General features: G+C 43.0%; 17 protein-coding genes. 1 reads left to right on the top strand and 16 read right to left on the bottom strand.

Annotated elements, in window-relative coordinates; translation table 11 throughout:
* Nucleotide 1 precedes the first annotated feature (1 nt).
* The 15 genes from GS399_RS17520 to gap form a co-directional block, all read right to left on the bottom strand.
* Complete coding sequence (locus tag GS399_RS17520) at nt 2-898, bottom strand: cell division protein FtsQ/DivIB (RefSeq protein WP_202409498.1); 897 nt, start codon at nt 896-898, stop codon at nt 2-4.
* Nucleotides 891-2,249, bottom strand: a complete 1,359-nt coding sequence (gene murC, locus GS399_RS17515) for a UDP-N-acetylmuramate--L-alanine ligase (RefSeq protein WP_160845955.1) — start codon at nt 2,247-2,249, stop codon at nt 891-893. Before murC ends, GS399_RS17520 begins: the two co-directional genes overlap by 8 nt.
* 10 nt (nt 2,250-2,259) lie before the next feature.
* Nucleotides 2,260-3,372: an undecaprenyldiphospho-muramoylpentapeptide beta-N-acetylglucosaminyltransferase gene (gene murG / locus GS399_RS17510; protein WP_160845954.1), complete on the bottom strand. Its 1,113-nt coding sequence runs from the start codon at nt 3,370-3,372 to the stop codon at nt 2,260-2,262.
* 7 nt (nt 3,373-3,379) lie between these two features.
* The gene (locus tag GS399_RS17505; RefSeq protein WP_202409497.1) at nt 3,380-4,582 is read right to left on the bottom strand and encodes an FtsW/RodA/SpoVE family cell cycle protein; all 1,203 of its coding nucleotides are present in this window, start codon (nt 4,580-4,582) and stop codon (nt 3,380-3,382) included.
* Between the two features lie 11 nt (nt 4,583-4,593).
* Nucleotides 4,594-5,940, bottom strand: a complete 1,347-nt coding sequence (murD, locus tag GS399_RS17500) for a UDP-N-acetylmuramoyl-L-alanine--D-glutamate ligase (protein WP_160845953.1) — start codon at nt 5,938-5,940, stop codon at nt 4,594-4,596.
* Nucleotides 5,940-7,181, bottom strand: a complete 1,242-nt coding sequence (gene mraY / locus GS399_RS17495; RefSeq protein WP_160845952.1) for a phospho-N-acetylmuramoyl-pentapeptide-transferase — start codon at nt 7,179-7,181, stop codon at nt 5,940-5,942. The genes murD and mraY overlap by 1 nt, the downstream gene beginning before the upstream one ends.
* Nucleotides 7,182-7,184: 3 nt before the next feature.
* Nucleotides 7,185-8,657 (bottom strand): UDP-N-acetylmuramoyl-L-alanyl-D-glutamate--2,6-diaminopimelate ligase, encoded by a 1,473-nt coding sequence (locus tag GS399_RS17490; protein WP_160845951.1) that lies wholly within the window; start codon nt 8,655-8,657, stop codon nt 7,185-7,187.
* Nucleotides 8,654-10,747, bottom strand: coding sequence for a PASTA domain-containing penicillin-binding protein (locus GS399_RS17485; RefSeq protein WP_160845950.1), 2,094 nt, complete (start codon nt 10,745-10,747; stop codon nt 8,654-8,656). The genes GS399_RS17490 and GS399_RS17485 overlap by 4 nt, the downstream gene beginning before the upstream one ends.
* Nucleotides 10,747-11,154, bottom strand: coding sequence for an FtsL-like putative cell division protein (locus GS399_RS17480; protein ID WP_160845949.1), 408 nt, complete (start codon nt 11,152-11,154; stop codon nt 10,747-10,749). The genes GS399_RS17485 and GS399_RS17480 overlap by 1 nt, the downstream gene beginning before the upstream one ends.
* Before the next feature lie 10 nt (nt 11,155-11,164).
* Nucleotides 11,165-12,085 (bottom strand): 16S rRNA (cytosine(1402)-N(4))-methyltransferase RsmH, encoded by a 921-nt coding sequence (gene rsmH / locus GS399_RS17475; protein ID WP_160845948.1) that lies wholly within the window; start codon nt 12,083-12,085, stop codon nt 11,165-11,167.
* Nucleotides 12,078-12,542, bottom strand: coding sequence for a division/cell wall cluster transcriptional repressor MraZ (gene mraZ / locus GS399_RS17470; RefSeq protein WP_160845947.1), 465 nt, complete (start codon nt 12,540-12,542; stop codon nt 12,078-12,080). Before mraZ ends, rsmH begins: the two co-directional genes overlap by 8 nt.
* Nucleotides 12,543-12,707: 165 nt before the next feature.
* A complete protein-coding gene (locus GS399_RS17465; protein WP_160845946.1) occupies nt 12,708-14,573 on the bottom strand; it encodes a CocE/NonD family hydrolase in 1,866 nt (621 codons plus the stop codon).
* A gap of 248 nt (nt 14,574-14,821) precedes the next feature.
* Nucleotides 14,822-16,012, bottom strand: coding sequence for a phosphoglycerate kinase (locus tag GS399_RS17460; RefSeq protein ID WP_160845945.1), 1,191 nt, complete (start codon nt 16,010-16,012; stop codon nt 14,822-14,824).
* Between the two features lie 13 nt (nt 16,013-16,025).
* Nucleotides 16,026-16,502 carry a GNAT family N-acetyltransferase gene (locus tag GS399_RS17455; RefSeq protein WP_160845944.1) on the bottom strand — a complete coding sequence of 159 codons (477 nt, stop codon included), beginning with the start codon at nt 16,500-16,502 and terminating at the stop codon, nt 16,026-16,028.
* A complete protein-coding gene (gene gap / locus GS399_RS17450) occupies nt 16,499-17,527 on the bottom strand; it encodes a type I glyceraldehyde-3-phosphate dehydrogenase (RefSeq protein WP_202409496.1) in 1,029 nt (342 codons plus the stop codon). Before gap ends, GS399_RS17455 begins: the two co-directional genes overlap by 4 nt.
* A 13-nt stretch (nt 17,528-17,540) precedes the next feature.
* Here gap and GS399_RS17445 point away from each other — a divergent pair, with 13 nt between their 5' ends.
* Nucleotides 17,541-17,894, top strand: a complete 354-nt coding sequence (locus tag GS399_RS17445; protein ID WP_160845943.1) for a hypothetical protein — start codon at nt 17,541-17,543, stop codon at nt 17,892-17,894.
* 2 nt (nt 17,895-17,896) lie between these two features.
* Here GS399_RS17445 and GS399_RS17440 read toward each other — a convergent pair whose 3' ends face one another.
* Entirely contained in the window at nt 17,897-18,973 is a 1,077-nt protein-coding gene (locus GS399_RS17440; RefSeq protein WP_237487987.1) for a DNA topoisomerase IB, read from the bottom strand.

Genomic DNA, 18,973 nt, shown 5'->3' with positions numbered 1-18,973 from the left:
ATTAATGCGTTATATTACTTGTTGAATCTTTTTTCTCGTTTAAACTGTCAGCGGCATTTGCCTTTTTAAGCTGATCGATAATTATATTGGCTGCCATGCTGTCCATCCTGGCGCTATCAGCCGCCGTATTTTTCACGCAAACAATCTGGTCAGCATATTTTATGCTGATCGTTTTATATGCATCCCATCCCACTTTTGGAAGCGCTTTTTTGTAAAATGCCATAAGGTTCCGGAATTTATTTTCCAATGAATCAGCATCACCTAAAATGATGCGGTGATTGCCAACTCTCGGGATCATCTCTATTTCCTTTTTATCATTTACGTACAGCTGCTCTATCTGGCTGTTCCAAAGCGAATCCTTTTCTATGAAAACTGCCGTTGCGAACAGACCACGGGCTATTTTAGTTTTAAGCGTATCAACTTTTCCGGAAAAATCTTCCATAATGCTTCCGTTTGCAACCAGCACAGGTACAGTGAAATTTGGTGAGACAGGCATTTTTAATCCGTTTTTATCAATATAAAAATCCTGGTTTGTGTAATTTAAAATTCGCAGAACCGGCACGCGCTGACTTACCTGCACGCTAATCACCCCGTTCATATCGGCGTAAACCCGGGCGTTTTCAATAAACGGATTTGATCTCAGCGCCTTTTCCAGTTGCTGAATGTTTATTTTTTCAAGCAGCCTTCCCACGAGCGGCCCCTGATTCTCAAGCAAAATTTTGTCAACCTCGGTGCGTTCAACCAGGTTTCCACTACCCGGTATCAGCACTTTAAGATCGGTACATCTCACTTCGTTCTTTTTAGCATTGACGAAACTCATGAGTACAACAAGTCCGCTTAGGCTAACGAGCCAGATAAAACCAAATAAAATCGCTTTCCAGTTAATCCGCTTAAGCATGATTCAGAATGTCTCTTAAAGGTTTAACCAATGTATCAATGTCTCCGGCACCAACCGTAAGAAGCAATTCCGGCCTTGCGTCACGGACATATTCCAATACGCCTTCCTTACTTTGCAAGCTCTTGTCAGCCAGGTTAATCTTATTCAGCAGCATTTCCGACGTGACGCCTTCAATCGGAAGTTCCCTTGCGGGATAAATATCAAGTAAGATCAGTTCGTCGGTCATTGCCAGCACTTCTGCAAAACCACCAACAAAATCACGCGTGCGGCTAAACAAATGCGGTTGAAAAATCGTGGTAAGCTTCTTATCAGGATATAAGCTTTTCACTGCAGTGATGCAAGCTCTCAGTTCTTCCGGATGATGCGCATAGTCATCAATGTAGATATGTTTGTCTGTCTTAACGATATATTCAAAACGGCGATTGACCCCTTTAAAACTGCCCAATGCCTCTTTGATTCCCGCCGGTTCGATTTTCAAAAACAAAGCCGCTTGTATAGCCGCGGTTGCATTTTCGATATTATGAATTCCCGGCAAGCCTATATGAATATTTTCTATAAGCACACCATTACTTACAAAATCGAAGTAAAAGCTACCGTTTTCAATGCGTATATTCTTTGCTTTTATATCGGCATTGCCTTCTGAAGAATAAGTGAGCCCATTCACTAATGGCAGGCTTGAGTGGTTAATCAAATCGCCGTCCTCCTTTATTTGAGAAACAAACAATTTGAAGGATTCTTCCAGGTGATTTACATCGCCATAAATATCCAGGTGATCGGCGTCCATGCTTGTTACAATGGCAATATCCGGGTGAAGTGTCAAAAAAGACCGATCATATTCATCCGCTTCAACAACCATTACATTGTTGCTTCCGATTAAAAAGTTGGTTTTATAATTCGCTGCAATGCCCCCCAGGAATGCTGTGCAATCATTTCCATTACTACGAAGCAAATGAGCGACCATGCTGGAGGTCGTGGTTTTTCCATGAGTTCCGGCTACAGCGATTGTAAACATTCCCTCACTTATGATACCCAGCACCTGCGAACGTTTTTTCAGGTCAAAGCCGGCGTTTTTAAAATGATTTAAAATCGGCGAACTGCCAGGTATTGCCGGCGTGTAAATAATAAGAACGCGCTCGTTATCGGCAATTTTAAAAGCGTCCGGAATGCTTTTTGCCGAATCAACGAAACTGATATCCATACCTTCATCAATCAGTCGATCTGTCAAAGGCGTTGCGGTACGGTCGTAACCGGCAACAAAGCAGCCACGGTTTTTAAAATACCGTGCCAGTCCGCTCATCCCGATACCACCGATGCCGATTAAATATACCTTTTCAATATTATCCAGTTTCATTACGCTTCGGCTAATCAACTTTTCTTTCCGCTATTTTTAGTACTTCTTTTGCAATAATTATATCAGCTTCCGGCAAAGCAAGTGACTTTAGGTTGTCGCTCAGCACCTCTCCTTTTTTTTCGTTTAAAATCAGATCCAGCGCCAGGTCAATAATCTCCGATTCAGCATTCGCATCCTTTACCAATATTGCTGCGTTTTTACTGACCAGCGACATTGCATTTTTAGTTTGATGATCTTCCGCGACATTCGGCGAAGGAACCAGTACCAATGGTTTTGCGACCATACAAAGCTCAGCAATGCTTCCGGCGCCCGCTCTTGAAATAATAACGTCTGCAGCGGCGTAAGCAAGATCCATTCTGTTTAAAAATTCAACGATCCTTATTCCCAGATCCTTTGGCTGATTTCCATACTGTTCAATGATTCCTTTGTAATACACTTTGCCCGTTTGCCAGATCAACTGCACTCCAGCTTCTATTAACCTCGCAAGGCCGGCCTGCATAGTTTTGTTCAATGTTCCGGCTCCAAGACTGCCGCCCATGACAAGAATTGTTTTTTTCTCCGCGGAAAGTTCAAAAAACTGCAAGGCCTCTTCCTTCTTACCTTCAAAATCAACCGAATCTTTCCTTACGGGATTTCCTGTCAGGATCAGTTTGTCAGCCGGAAAAAACTTTTCCATGCCATCAAAAGCGACACATATTTTTTCGGCCTTTTTCCCCAGCAACTTATTCGTAACTCCCGCATAGGAATTTTGCTCCTGGATTAGGTACGGAATTTTTAACCCGGAAGCTGCATAAAGCAATGGCCCGGAAGCATATCCTCCCACGCCGACAGCCGCATCGGGTTTGAAATTTTTTATAACAGAGCGGGCCTTTAATAAGCTCTTCACGATTTTTATTGGAAGAAGCAAATTCTTCAATAAAGATTTCCGTTGAAATCCCTGGATATCCAAACCGATGATCTGGTAACCGGCCGCGGGAACTTTCTCCATTTCCATTCGTCCGTTGGCGCCAACAAAAAGCAATTCAATGTCGGGCTGCAAACGCTTTAAAGCATTCGCAATTGCAACCGCCGGAAAAATATGTCCGCCAGTACCTCCACCGCTTATGATTACTTTTAGTGCCATATATCAATTAAGCCATCGCTGGAATTTCTCCAATGATTACTTTTTTCTCTTTATTCTTTTCTTTATCAGATGTTGTGCTGTCCGCTTTTTTCTCATCAATATCGCGGCTAACGCTAAGAATAATTCCGAATGCCACGCTAGTGAAAAGGATCGAAGTTCCTCCCATACTTACTAAAGGCAGCGGAACACCCGTTACAGGTCCTAAACCCACGGCAACCGCCATATTGGCAAATGCCTGTATGGTGAGACTAAAACTTAGTCCTGCCGCAAGGAGTGCACCGAATGCTTTCGGACTTTGTGTGACAATCAATATGCAACGCCACAAAAACAACAGGTACAAAACAACGAGTGCCAGACCGCCGACAAGTCCGTATTCTTCGATAATCAGTGCATAAACAAAGTCGGAGTACGGATGCGGTAAAAAATTACGTTGAGTACTATTGCCTGGCCCTTTACCCATAATACCGCCGGTAGCAATCGCAATTTTCGACTGGTTTGCCTGGAACGATTTATCAGGATCTGCCTTTTCGGGATGCATAAATACCTCGATACGGGATACGTAAGTCTTACGTCGCGGCCCTAAAAAAACCACTGCCGTAAGCAACACCAAGCCACCCAGACAGACAATCGCAATTTGCTTTACGCTGATACGTCCGATGATCAGCAGCAAAATACTTACGCCGAACAGCATCAGAGCCGTTGAAAGGTTAGCTAATGCGATCAAAATAAATACCACGCAAACCGAACCCATAATCGGCAAAAAGGCTTTTTTTACATCCTTGATATTTTCCTGTTTCCGGGTTAAGGTCCTGGCAAGAAAAGTAATCAGCGCCAGTTTAGCCATATCGGAAGTCTGGAACGTTTGGTTAATCAACGGAATAGTAACCCAGCGGCTCGCTTCATTCACGTTAGCGCCAAAAAGCAAAGTATACAGCAGCAATGGGATCGTAATTACCATTAGCAGCTTAGAAATTCCGGCGTAATACTTGTAATCAAGCAAATGCGAAAAATACATCAACGCTAAACCGCCCACTACAAACATTAAGTGCTTCATCAGGATAGCCTCCGTACCTACACCGCGTTTATAAGCCAGCGTTCCTGTAGCACTGTAAACTGCCAGCAACGACCAAATGGAAAGAAGGATCACGATAAGCCATATCCAGCGATCGCCCTTGGTCTTATTAAGCATGTTTTGTATAAGCTGATTCATAGTTTATACGTTTAGAGTTCCATTACTGCTTTTTTAAACTGGTTGCCGCGATCTTCGTAATTTCTGAAAAGATCGAAGCTTGCACATGCCGGCGAAAGTAAAACAGTGTCGCCTTTACGGGCCATATGGTAGGCCATATTTACGGCCTCATGAGCTGAAAACGTATTTACGATTACATCTACGTCGTCTTCAAATGCATCGTGAATACGCTTGTTATCTTTGCCAAGGCAAACGATGGAGCGAACTTTACTCTTTACCAGGTCTTTCAGCATGTTGTAATCGTTCCCTTTATCCACTCCGCCAAGAATCAAGACAACATCTGTCGTCATACTTTCAAGAGCGTACCAGGTTGAATTGACATTCGTGGCTTTAGAGTCGTTTATAAAATCGATACCTGAAATCCGGGCAACATGCTCCAGCCGGTGTTCAATATTTTTAAAATTCCCCATGCTTTCGCGGATGGATTCGTTGCGCAGCTCAAGCACCTTTGCTACAATTCCTGAAGCCATTGAATTGTAAATGTTGTGCTTGCCCTGTAAAGCTAGTTCGTTGATTGACATGGTGAATTGATTTTGATTTTTCAGGTTAATGATTAATTGGTTATTATCCAGATAAGCTCCTTCAACAGGCTTGCTCTGTATGCTAAATGGATAGTCTTTTGATTTAAGATTGCAATGCTTAAGCGCTGCTACCGTTTCAGGATCATCTTCACAGTAAATAAAAACGTCATCAGCTTGCTGATTTTGAACAATACGCAATTTGGAAGCAATGTAATTTTCCATTTTGTAATCGTATCGGTCAAGGTGATCGGGGGTAATGTTTAGTAAAACCGCAACGTCGGCTTTAAACTGGTACATGTTATCGAGCATGAAGCTGCTAATCTCCAGAACGTAACATTCGAAATTTTCATGCGCGACCTGCCTGGCAAAGCTTTTACCGATATTTCCAGCCAAACCGACATTTAATCCGGCATTTTTTAGAATGTGATAGGTAAGCAATGTCGTGGTTGATTTACCGTTCGAACCAGTTATGCAGATCATTTTAGCCTGGGTATATCTGCCTGCAAATTCAATTTCCGAGATCACAGGAATATTTCTGGCCTGCAATTTTTTTATTATCGGCGCCTTGTCTGCGATACCTGGACTTTTTATTACTTCAACAGCCTGGAATATGGTATCCTCCGAATGCTTTTTCTCTTCAAACTGGATAGAATTCTCAGAAAGCTCCCGCTTGTACACCTCCGCAATTTCTCCAAAATCAGATACGAAAACTTCATAGCCCTGCTTTTTAGCAAGAATAGCAGCACCCGTTCCGCTTTCGCCGGCGCCTATTATAGCTATGAGTTTCTTCTCGTTCATTAACGTAGTTTAAGCGTTACAATCGTGATAACTGCCAGGATAATTCCGACGATCCAAAAACGGGTAACGATCTTGGACTCGTGATAACCCTTTTTTTGATAATGGTGATGCAGCGGCGACATCAGAAATATTCTTCTTCCCTCCCCAAATTTCTTTTTAGTGTATTTGAAATATGATACCTGTATAATGACAGACAAATTTTCGATCAGGAAAATTCCGCAAAGAATCGGAATCAGCAATTCTTTACGAATCATGATCGCGAACGCGGCAATAATCCCGCCGATCGCTAAGCTTCCCGTATCGCCCATAAAAACCTGGGCCGGATAAGAGTTATACCATAAAAAGCCGACGCATGCACCAACGAACGCGCCCGCAAAAACCACCAGTTCACCCGAATTTGGGATATACATAATGTTCAGGTAATCGGCTATTACAGTATTGCCGGATACATACGCTAGTATTGCCAGGGTAATCCCTATTATCGCCGATGTTCCCGTGGCCAGGCCATCAATTCCATCCGTTATGTTTGCACCGTTTGAAACAGCGGTAATGATCACGATTACAAAAATGAGAAATACAAGCAAGGCATATTTCTCATAACCAGGACCGATAAACTTCAGCACCTTGGCGTAATCGAACTCATTATTTTTATAAAATGGAATGTTTGTTTTGGTCGACTTGACGTTCTGCGTGAAGTAATAATCGGTTCCGCGCTGCTGCACTTCAAGCGGCGCGGTATTGGTTGTCGGCAAGGTCACCTGTTGGCGGACTACGATATCAGGATGAAAATACATTGTCCAGCCGATGATAAGGGCTAGACCAACCTGCCCCATAATCTTAAAACGTCCCGCTAAGCCTTCTTTGTCTTTCTTAAAAACCTTAATATAATCATCAACAAAGCCGATTATACCTGTCCATACCGTGGTTACGATCATCAGGATAACATAGATATTATCCAGCTTGGCGAACAATAACGTCGGCACCAGGATACCGAGCAAAATAATTAGTCCACCCATTGTTGGGGTGCCTTGTTTTTGCATCTGGCCTTCCAGCCCGAGGTTACGAACCGTTTCACCGACCTGCTGGGCTCTCAAAAATCTGATCAACCTGCTTCCGTAAACGGTAGTTATGAACAATGAGAAGATAACCGCCATCGCTGTGCGGAATGATATATATTGAAATACTCCCGATCCCGGAAGATGAAATTCTTTATTGAGATATGTGAAAAGGTAATATAGCATCGCTTAGTTTTCCTGATGGGTAATTAGGTTTAACTGTTCACTTAATATCTTTTTATCGTCGAAAGGGTGTTTAACTCCTTTTATTTCCTGGTATTTTTCATGTCCCTTACCGGCAAGAAGAATTATATCCCCAGGCTTGGCAAGGTGAACAGCTGTTCGAATAGCTTCTTTACGATCGGTAATATGAAGAACCTTCCGCTTGTTGTTAGGAGTTACTCCTTCCTCCATATCGGCAAGAATTGCTTCCGGATCTTCAGTTCGTGGATTATCAGATGTCAGGATAACCTTGTCGCTCCAGTCGCAGGCAGTTTGCGCCATAACCGGACGTTTGGTTTTATCACGGTCGCCGCCACAGCCTATAATGGTAATCAATTGCTCATTTCCCTTGCGGATATCGTGAATCGTGCTCAGAACATTCTGAACGGCATCCGGAGTATGTGCGTAATCGACAATGCCAATTATTCCGCTTCCCGAGGAGACATAGTCAAATCGGCCTTCCGCCCCGCTTAAACGACTAAGAATTGTCAAAACCTTGTTCCTGTCCTGTTCCAGCAGCATACTTGCACCGTAAACAGCCAGTAAGTTATAGGCATTAAAACTTCCTACCAGTTTAAACCAGACTTCTTCGCCGTCGATATTTAAAAGCAGCCCGCTAAAATGATTTTCAACCAGCTTTCCCTTAAAGTCGGCAAGATTTTTCAAGCCGTATGTTTTTTTATGCGCCCTTGTATTTTGCAGCATGACCGCCCCGTTTTTGTCGTCGGCATTCGTTAAAGCAAAAGCCGAACGGTCTAGGCCATCGAAAAAAGCTTTTTTTGCTTTCAGGTATTCACTGAAAGTTTTATGAAAATCGAGATGATCATGTGTAAGATTTGAAAACACCGCACCTGTAAAATACAATCCCTCGATGCGTGATTGAGCTACGGCATGGGAGCTTACTTCCATAAAGCAGTAATCGCAACCTGCGGTCACCATGTCATGAAGTAAGGCATTCAAAGCGATTTGATCCGGCGTCGTATGCGTTGACGGGATAATTACTCCGTTAATCTGGTTTTCTACCGTTGAAAGGAGACCAGTTTTATAACCCAGCTCAATAAAAAGCTTGTAGAGCAGGGTTGCAATTGTCGTTTTCCCGTTGGTTCCGGTAACACCAACAAGTTTCAGTTTCGCCGATGGCTGGTCATAGAAGTTCGATGCCATTACCCCCAGCGCCTTAGCGGAATTTGATACCAGCACATAGGTAATTTCAGGCTGTATATCGCCAGGTGCGCTTTCACAAACTATAGCCTTAACACCCTCATTTATAACCTGACCGATATATTGATGTCCATCTGTAACCGTACCTCTTACAGCTACAAACAAAACTCCATGTGTCGCTTTACGCGAATCGAAAATGATCTCAGATATTTCAGCTGACTCGGGCCCCAGAATTTCCAGCACATTAACTCCGAACAATATGTCTTTCAGCAGCTTCATTGTAACTCAATTTGTAAGGGGTAATGCATTCCAACTCTCATCCCGGGAGCTACCGACTGGCTCACAACTTTTCCACTTCCTTTTACAACAGGCTTTAGTCCGGCATTGCCTATTGCGAATAAGGCGTCCCGCAATCCCATACCCACAACATTTGGCACACTACCTTCCCTGTAATCAACATCCTTAATGTAAACGCCATTGTTAGTATCTATCGAGTTGGTATTATTGGAAGCGTAAAAAGCTTTAATTCCAAAAGCGCTGTAAACCTGCTGGGTAGCGTGCTTTGACCCAAGTTTCGATGACGGCATCTTGGTATTTCCGACGAACTTTTCCCGCACAGGTGATTCATACAGGTCCAGATCGCTGGCATAAACTTTATCAGCTATCTCGCGGAAAGGAGGACCTGCTACCAATGCGGCGTAGTATTCATTTTTAGGGTCGTTGATCACAACGATCAACGAATATTTCGGCTTGTCGGCAGGAAAATAGCCGCAAAATGATGCTTGGTATTGTTTCTTTGCTTTATAACCCTTGTTAGCGTCTGCAACCTGCGCGGTACCAGTTTTGCCCGCGATTTTATACGCCGGATTGTAAATAATTCCTTTTCCCGTTCCTTCCGTAATAACGCCTTCAAGCATCTCCTTCATTTTCTTTAACGTCACATCAGAGCATATTTTATCATTTATGACCCTGGCTTTGAATTGCTCAACGGTATTACCCAACCTTCGAATTTCGCGGACAAATATAGGGGAGACATATTTACCGTTATTAGCAATCGCATTATAAAATGTTAACATTTTGAGTGGCGTAAGCTGCATCTCATAACCATAAGCCATTTGCGGCAATGTCATATTTTTATTCCAGCTCCGGTTTTTGGGATTTTTAACAACTGGTTGCGCTTCCCCGGGTATTTGAAGGCCTAACTTCTCGTTCAAACCCCACTCATACAGGTGGTCAGTAAACTGTGATTGATTATCATGATATGCCGTATTAATCAGTTTTGCAACCGCCGAATTTGACGACTCCTCAAAGGCTCTTTTCACCGACACAACGCCGATGCTTCCGTGCGAATCTTTGATAAGGTGCCCTGGTATTTTGTAATTACCAGTTTCGACACGGGTATTTGTATCAACCTTGTGATCTTCTAGCAACGACATATACGATGCGACCTTAAAAGTTGACCCAGGATCCTGGTTGCCGGCAATGGCGTAATTAAATTTTTCCTTATAATCGCCGTCAACAGTTCTTGTATAATTCGCTATAGCCCTGATCTCGCCGGTAGCCACTTCCATCATCACCACACAACCGTGATCAGCCTGACTTTTTTCTAATTGCTTCAACAATGCATTTTGCGCGACATCCTGCATATTGATATCAATTGTCGAAATAATATCCGCTCCGTCTTTCGGCGCAATTTCGATGTCCCGATTTACCGGCATCCAGATTCCACCAGCAATACGCTGCATCAGGCGCTTACCTGTTTCACCATCAATATAACGGCCGTAAGCGCCTTCCAAACCGACAGGTTGAACATTTTCGTTTTTATACCCGATCGTTCTGGCCGCCAAAGTTTGAAATGGCAGTATTCGCTTGTTCATCTGAACAGTGATCAACCCGCCTTTATATCTTCCCAAATTGAAAATCGGGAATTTCTTAATTTTTGAAAGCTCGTTATGCGTTACCTTGCGCCTGATCAGAAAATACCTCGAGCGTTCGCGGCGCGCCTCGCGAAGCATACGGGAATATTGCCTTGCAGATTTATCACCAAAGAAAGCCGACATTTTATAGGCAAGTGAATCAACTTTCTCATAAAAAACATCGTCCTTTTCAATACCTCCGGCAAGAAGATCCATTCTTAATTCGTACTCTGGCACCGATGTAGCCAGCAAACTTCCATCAACAGAATAAATGTTACCCCGAACAGCTTCGACATTTACATATTTTGTTGAAAGGCTGTCGGCCATTGCCGTCCATTTTTTCCCCTGGACAAACTGTACATGGAACAGTTTCGCCACTACGGCAAACGCAAACAAAACAATCAACCCGAAGGCGATGTATACACGCAACAATATGTCGGTACGAATATTCATTATTGCTCCTGTTCGTTTAAAACAATCTTTACCGGCGGTTCAACCGGCTCTTTTAATCCCAGAGTATCCACACGCCTGGCAACTTCTGTCTGCGTGCTTTTAAGCATTAGTTCGGCCTTCAGCGTTTTGAAATCCCAACTCAGCTCCTTCACCTCTTTACTAACCTTGTCGATATTCCTGATATTGGTTTCGGCGAAATGCCTGTTACCGATATATATCATACACAAGAAGGCCAGAAAAATGATAAAAGGCAGCATCTGCGTAGCGTAATCTTTAGAAATGAAACCGTCAGAAAAAAAATTCGTCACGAAGTTTCGCGGAAGTTCAGTCTTTTCATTTTTCAACTCAGACTGAACTTCCTGCTCCACTTCCCCCTCAAATAATTCGTTTTTAAAACGATTACTCATACCTTAAAAATTAGTCTCTCCGACTGTTTATTATTTTTTCAGCAACTCTGAGCTTCGCACTCCGTGCCCTGTTATTTAACTTAATTTCTTCTTCACCTGCTGTAATGGCTTTTCGCGATACTGCAACAAGTGGCTTTATTTCGTTGCCAAAAAAGTCCTTTTCCACCTCTCCGCGAAATTTCCCTTTAGCAATAAAATTTTTTACCAGCCTGTCTTCAAGAGAATGATAAGACATTACCACCAATCTCCCGCCCGGCTTCAAAACATCCACCGACTGGCTTAAAAAATCCTGCAAAGCCTCGAGTTCCTGATTTACTTCGATACGAAGCGCCTGAAAAACCTGCGCCAGATATTTGTTTTCTTTTCCCTTGGGAATATGATTAACAATTGCCGATTTCAAATCCACTATCGTATCAATTGACTGATTCAGCCGCGCTGTTACAATAGAACGGGCGAGGCTTTTTGCATTTTGAATCTCGCCGTAAATACCAAAAATCTTATGAAGCTGATCTTCTCCGTAATTATTAACAACTTCCCTGGCAGTCAAAGCCGATTGCTGATCCATCCGCATATCCAGGTCTGCATCAAAACGCGTAGAAAACCCCCGCTCTGGCTGATCAAACTGGTGTGACGAAACACCAAGATCAGCCAGAATACCATCAACGGTTGGAGCCCCGTGTAAACGGCAGTTGTTTTTCAAATAGCGGAAGTTCTGATCTATAAAGGTTAACCGATCATCGTTTGGAATATTCTGCTGGGCATCTACGTCCTGGTCAAAAGCCAGCAATCTGCCCTTTTCAGTTAAGTGTTTTAAAATTTCACGTGAATGACCGCCGCCGCCAAAAGTCACATCAACATACACACCATCCGGCTTAATAGCCAGCGCATCAATACATTCACGCAACATAACCGGGGTATGGTAATTACTCATCGATCCTCCTTCCCAGATTACCCATCACCTCCTCGGCCAGGTTAGCAAAATTTTCAGGTTCGTTATCCATCTGGCTATCGTAGGCGTTTTTATCCCACACCTCTATCTTGTTAAATTGACAAGATAGAACTACTTCAGAACCGATTCCAGCATAATCCAATAAAGCCTTGGGGAACAAAACGCGATTTGAGGCGTCAAGCGAAAGCTCAGTAGCGCCACGAGTGAAATACCTTATAAATTCCCTGGTTTTCTTTTCATATTGATTCAATTTGGACAAATCATCAACGATCTTATCCCATTCCTTGCGGGTATAAACCACCAGGTGCTTCTCAAAACCACGGTTCACTACAAGCCCATCCTTCTCTGCATCAGGAAGTTGCTTTTTCAGGTTTGATGGTATCATCAACCTGCCTTTAGCATCAAGCTTACAATCAAACTCTCCTAAGAAGTGGGACATGTATAGTTTTATCCATTAAATCTTATGTAAAAATAAATATATTATTTCCACATACTACCACTTTTCCCCACAAAAAGTTTTCAACAAGATTATTTTTCCCACTTCACCTTAAAAACGACAAAAGCCGGCATACTGGCCGGCTTTTGTGTATGTATTGCTAACTCACTAATTCAGTGTTCGTACAGTAAGAAAACTTGGCTGTGTTTTCGTGCTGTAAACGCGATTGGTGGATTTTTTAAAGTCAGACGTTTTTGCTTTTGGTATATCAAGAAATTGCTGTGGATTCCGGTCGGTTAGCGGGAACCAGGTGCTTTGTATCTGCACCATAATCCGGTGACCTTTTTTAAAAGTGTGAAGCACATCCTGCAGTTCAAAATTTACCGGCGTTACCTTTCCAGGAATAAACGGTTCTGGTTTGGAAAAACTGTTTCTGAACTTTCCGCGCATCGCTTCACTGCGTACCATTTGCTGGTAGCCCGACATGTATACATCTTTTCCGGTATACTGATTATTTTTGGCTGAATCCGGGTAAACGTCGATCACTTTCACGTCAAAATCAGCATCGGTTCCAGTAATCGACACCTTCAGATTTGCCCAGATGTCACCTGCAATTGTAATATTATGATCTAAAACTTCCGTTTGATAAGTAAGCACATCGGGCCTTGATGAAGCAAAGCGTTGATCGGCTGTCATATATTCCCGTTTCATATCCATATCTGTCGAATTAATAAATGGCACCGGTTTATTGGGGTCCGAAATATATTCGTCAAATGCTGCCGTTTGGGTTGGAGCGGAGAATGACAACTTTCCGCCAGGAATCAGAAACAGTTTCTCTTCTTTGGCTTCTGCGGGCGGCCATGTGTCATACTTCTTCCACTGATTTGTTCCAGTTTCAAACATGATTGCCTTTGGAAGATCTAAAGCCGCCGTCCCCTTTAAATAGTGGCTGAAAAATTTAAACTCAATATCCTGGCGGTAAAATGGCCCGGTTTTTTGGCCGAAGTCAACATCTCCAAGATGGTCACCGTCTCCCCTCGCCCAACCCCCGTGTACCCATGGCCCCATAACAAAATAGGCTGGTGTGGCAGGGTTGTTTTTTGCAATAGTTTTGTAGGTTTTAATCGCTCCATACAGATCTTCAGCATCATACCACCCACCAGTCACCAGAACGGCTGTTTTAATATTTTTCAAATGATTCAGCACATTACGTTTTTGCCAGTGTTCATCGTAATTCGGATGATCAACCATCTCGTTCCACAAACGAATACTGTCTTTGTAATACGTTGTGTTAAGATCTTTTAGATTATTTGCACGCAGGTAGAAGGAATAACCGTCTTCCGTTCCCGGATCGAAAGACGAGCCTCGCCGCTGTGTTGGTATGCTATCTTGCCTGTTGGTAAAAAAAGGATAAAAACCAAAATTAGCGGCAAGCATGAAAGCGCCGTTATGATAAGCGTCGTCGCGGTATAAATCGGCGATTGGTGCCTGCGGCGAAGCGCAAACCAGGGCAGGATGCCGGCTTATCAATGATGTTGTGGTATAAAAACCGGGATATGAAATCCCCCACACACCTACTTTTCCGCTATTGTTGGGAAGGTTTTTGACAAGCCAATCGATGGTGTCGTAAGTATCTGTACTTTCGTCTACATCTTTCAGAGAGTTGTAGGCAGGTTTTTGCGGCGTCATCTCCTCATATATCCCTTCGGACATCCAACGGCCGCGAACATCCTGGTAAACAAAAATAAATTTGTCATGCAAAAACAGCTCGGACGGCCCGAGGGATCGCTTGTAAACATCTTTTCCATAAGGCGCAACACTATAAGGTGTGCGATCCATCATGATGGGATATTTCTGCGACCTGTCTTTCGGTACATATACTGAGGTAAATAACTTTTTCCCGTCGCGCATCGGTATTTGGTATTCGAACTTTTGGTAATTCTCTTTTACGAAAGCCGCATCGTCAGTTTGGGAAAAGGCCGGCCGTAATTGAGCGGCGATAATTAATATAAAAAGGAATAGATTTTTTTTCATTGAATGTATTTGCAGCTTGTTTGATTCTTTTTGAAATAACGCGAAAGATAAGATAATTTTAAAAATGGCAGGCGCGGCAGAAATCAACAAGCGGTTACGTTTTGCTCTGAAAGTGTTGCGGTTTTTTCGGCACGTCCGATAATTTATCGGATAAGGTTTAAAATATTAGTACACCAACGCAATGCGCGTAAACAAGAATCGCCTGCTTAAATTAAGCCGGCGATTCTGATGCTTTATTGATTTATTACTTAGTCGTTTATTGCCTTAACTCCCGGAAGTTCTTTTCCTTCCATGTATTCCAGCAGCGCACCGCCACCGGTTGATACGTAACTCACTTCATCTTCAAATCCAAATTTCGCCACTGCTGCAGCAGAATCGCCGCCACCGATCAATGAGAATGCACCATCTTTTGTCGCTTTTACAACTGCTTCGGCTACTGATTTTGTTCCCGATTCGAACTTGCTCATTTCGAAAACGCCCATCGGACCGTTCCATAAGATCGTTTTTGAACTTGCGATCACCGATTCATATTGCTCAACGGCTTCCGGACCGATATCCAATCCCATCCAGCCATCTTTTATATCATCGTTTTTGGCGATATCTGTGGCCGCGTCGTTCGAAAATTTATCTGCAACAATCGAATCAACCGGAAGGATCAGTTTCACACCTTTTGCCTTCGCTTTTTCAATCAGGCTTGACGCCAGGTCGAGTTTGTCAGCTTCTACCAGTGAATTGCCAATTTTTCCACCTTGCGCTTTAAAGAACGTGTAAGCCATACCGCCGCCGATAAGCAGATTATCAACTTTCCCAAGCAATTGCTCGATTAACTCAATTTTATCAGAAACCTTTGCGCCACCCATGATCGCTGTGAAAGGCTTTTCGGCACCGTTTAATACCTTTTCTGCATTATTCAATTCAGCGGCCATCAGGTAGCCGAAATATTTTGCGTCAGGGAAGAATTTGGCGATAACTGCTGTAGAAGCATGAGCGCGGTGAGCGGTACCAAAAGCGTCATTCACATAAACTTCGCCTAATTTGGAAAGCTTTTCAGCGAACGCTTCATCTCCTTTTTCTTCTTCTTTATAAAAGCGAAGATTCTCCAATAACAGAACTTCACCCGCTTTCAGATTGGCAGCTTTTTCTTTCGCCTGCTCACCAATGCAATCGTCTGCAAACTGCACGTCAACGCCCAGTACATCCGATAAATGTTTCACAATATGCTTTAACGAATATTTTTCGGTCGGTCCGTCTTTTGGCCGGCCTAAATGCGACATCAGGATAACAGAACCGCCGTCTTTTAATATCTTTTTAATTGTTGGCAAAGCGCCCTGAATCCGGTTGTCATCGGTAATATTATAGTTTTCATCCAACGGAACGTTGAAATCAACGCGTATCAAAGCTTTTTTTCCAGAGAAGTTAAGATTGTCGATTGTTTTCATTTTGAAAGTGTAATTATTGAATTTTCAGATACATTACTTTATGCGGGCCGATATTCGGGATTTCGAATTCCTCGGAGATGAATTCGAAGCCCAGGCTTTTGTAAAACCGGTAAGCAACTTTTCGGGCGTCGCACCACAAATCGTTTACTTTTTGGCCGCGTAAATATACAATTGCAAAATTAACTAATTGGTTTCCGATTCCTTTTCCACGATACTCCGGCAGCGTTGCCATTCCCCGTAAACGGTAAACGTTTTTATTGTCATTATTTAAATGACTGGAAACCTGAGGAAACAATTCGGGACGTTCAACTATATTCTGCTTGTGGAATGTTGCGATGCAAACCAGTTTTTCATCATCAAAATAACCGAGATGGAATGATCCGGCTTCATCATCCCCCGAAAAAATGCATTCCTGTGGCGTTAATAAGTTGTTCCGTAATACCTGATTCCGAATGTGAAGAGTATCTTCTCCTGAAATAAATTTTATCATTTTATATGCGATTCTTCCAGTGTGGAAGCGGCTTTATGGTTAGCGATTTTCTGTACCAGGTCGGCCAGGCGATTGGAATACCCCGATTCATTGTCATACCATCCTACAACCTTTACCAGGTCGCCGACTACCGATGTCAATAATGAATCAAATGTGCATGAATACGGATTATCAATTATATCCACAGATACGATTGGATCTTCCGTATATTTTAAGATACCTTTCAGACTCGTTTCCGATGCTGTTTTGAAAGCTGCGTTAATCTCTTCAACGGTCGGTTGATGTTCAAGTATACAGGTAAAGTCGGTTAATGAGCCGTTTAACACCGGAACGCGGATTCCCGCACCGCCAAGTTTTCCTTCCAATTGCGGAAATATTGCTGTGATGGCCTTTGCAGCGCCAGTTGTTGTTGGAATAATCGATGCCGAAGCCGCCCTTGCTCTTCTTAAATCTTTATGCGGGGCGTCATGCAGGCTCTGATCGCCGGTCATTGAATGAACGGTTGTAATATATCCGTCGATAATCTTCCAGTTCTCATGGAGCACTTTTACCATTGGAGCAACATTATTCGTCGTACATGACGCATTTGATAAAATGGATTCCGTGAGATCGATATCCTTATCATTTACACCCAGAACAACTGTTGGGATGCTTTTATCTGTCGGAGGGGCTGAAATAATTACCTGATGCGCGCCTGCTGCGAGGTGTTTTGACGCAAGATCCCTGCTAAGGAATTTACCGGTTGATTCGATGACAATGTCGATATCAAGCTGCAACCATGGCAGTTTGGCGGGATCTTTTTCTGCAAATACCCGGATGGCTTTTCCGTTTACAAAAAGCGACTGGTCATCAGAAAATACCTCGCCGTTAAATATTCCATGAACAGAATCATATTTAAAAAGGTGTGCGAGCGTCCGGGTATCGGAAAGATCATTTACAGCGATAACATCCACACCTTTTTTCTCCAAAAGAGCTCTCAGTGCATTCCGCCCGATCCGTCCAAACCCATTAATAGCGACTCTCATTATACTATATTCAATGAGGCAAAGCTATTACTTTTTCAGCGATCGCTGGTCAGGAAAACGTATATTTTACTTCAACGACGAAGCGTTGCAACAGTTTATAGGAAGCAAACATTTTCCGCCACAGCAAGTTTGTAAAAGAAAAACGATGATCAATAATCAAAGCGATAAACCAGAAAAATTCGAACCAAAAGATTCAGGCGAAAAGAAAATAAAACACCCGCAAGACGATAACGAAGCTGTTGTTAAACCCGACGATAAAACTTATGACCAGGATAACGCGAACTTCGGCAACGTTGCTAAACGGCATGAGACGGAAGAACAGCCGGTAAAACCTGGTGATCAAAATTCTAAACCTAAAGACGTTTAATGTTACGCAGCTTTTTTCTTTTGCTCTGATCTGAGGAAACTTAACAAGACTTTTTCATCAGCATTTAACCCCACATCAGCAGTGAGGCGCGAATTGTTTCGAATCTTCTTCAGAAAAGGTTCAAGATCGCCGTGCTCATACGCTTCTGTGAGTGCCGGAAAAACATAGTATTTTTTACAGACACTGCGGGTATTACCAAGCTTTTTCGCGACTTCATCCAATACGGCGACAGTTACTTTTTTGCGCTTCGTTTCGTTTTCCGGGTACTCGTAAACAGCATAATTACGTAATGCTTCCATTGTTCCAGACCAGGTTCTGAAATCTTTGGCAGTAAAGTCACAGCCGGTTATCTCCCTGATATAATTGTTCACCATACCAGAATCGATAGAACGGTGTTCACCTGCCGCGGTGTAATATTGAAAAAGTTCCTGCCCGGGAATATCCCGGCATTTCTTTACAAGATTAGCAAGGCGCTTATCTTTCAGGTCGATATCATGCATCACTCCTTTTTTTCCTTTAAATGATATCTTCAAATTAGAACCCGAAATTTTAACATGCTTATCTCGGAGTGTGCTTAGTCCATAGCTTCCGTAAAGCTGCTTATATGATTCATTGCCTATTCTGACAAGTGTTTTTGCCATAAAACTCACGGAAATAGCCAGCACTTTCCTTTCATCGAACGATTTCCTTTTTATATCCGATTCGAGCGTCCGGCGTATATCGGGCAGGTTTTTTCCAAATTCGAGCAGGTGAAAAAACTTGTTTTCATTTCGCGACTGGCACCAGGATTGGTGATATCGGTATTGTTTCCGGCCTGCCTGGTCAATCCCCGTTGCCTGCAAATGCGCATTCGCCTTGGGCGCAATCCACACATTTGTCCATGCGGGAGGCAAAACGAGGCTTTTTATACGCTTAAGCAGTTTTTCATCGGTTATTTTTTCGCCTTTTTTATCGAGATAGATGAACTCAGCCCCTTTTTTTACCCGGCTGATTCCAGGTGCAGAATCAGTGAGATAAACCAGCTTATTTTCATCAAGCAATTGTTCAATACTAGTCATACTGCCAATAACAATTTTCAT

The sequence above is a fragment of the Hufsiella arboris genome (assembly GCF_009834875.1).
In the GTDB taxonomy this organism is placed as follows: Bacteria; Bacteroidota; Bacteroidia; order Sphingobacteriales; family Sphingobacteriaceae; genus Hufsiella_A; species Hufsiella_A arboris.
Note: the sequence above shows the minus strand (reverse complement) of the source record. Positions and strands in the feature narration are given on the sequence as shown.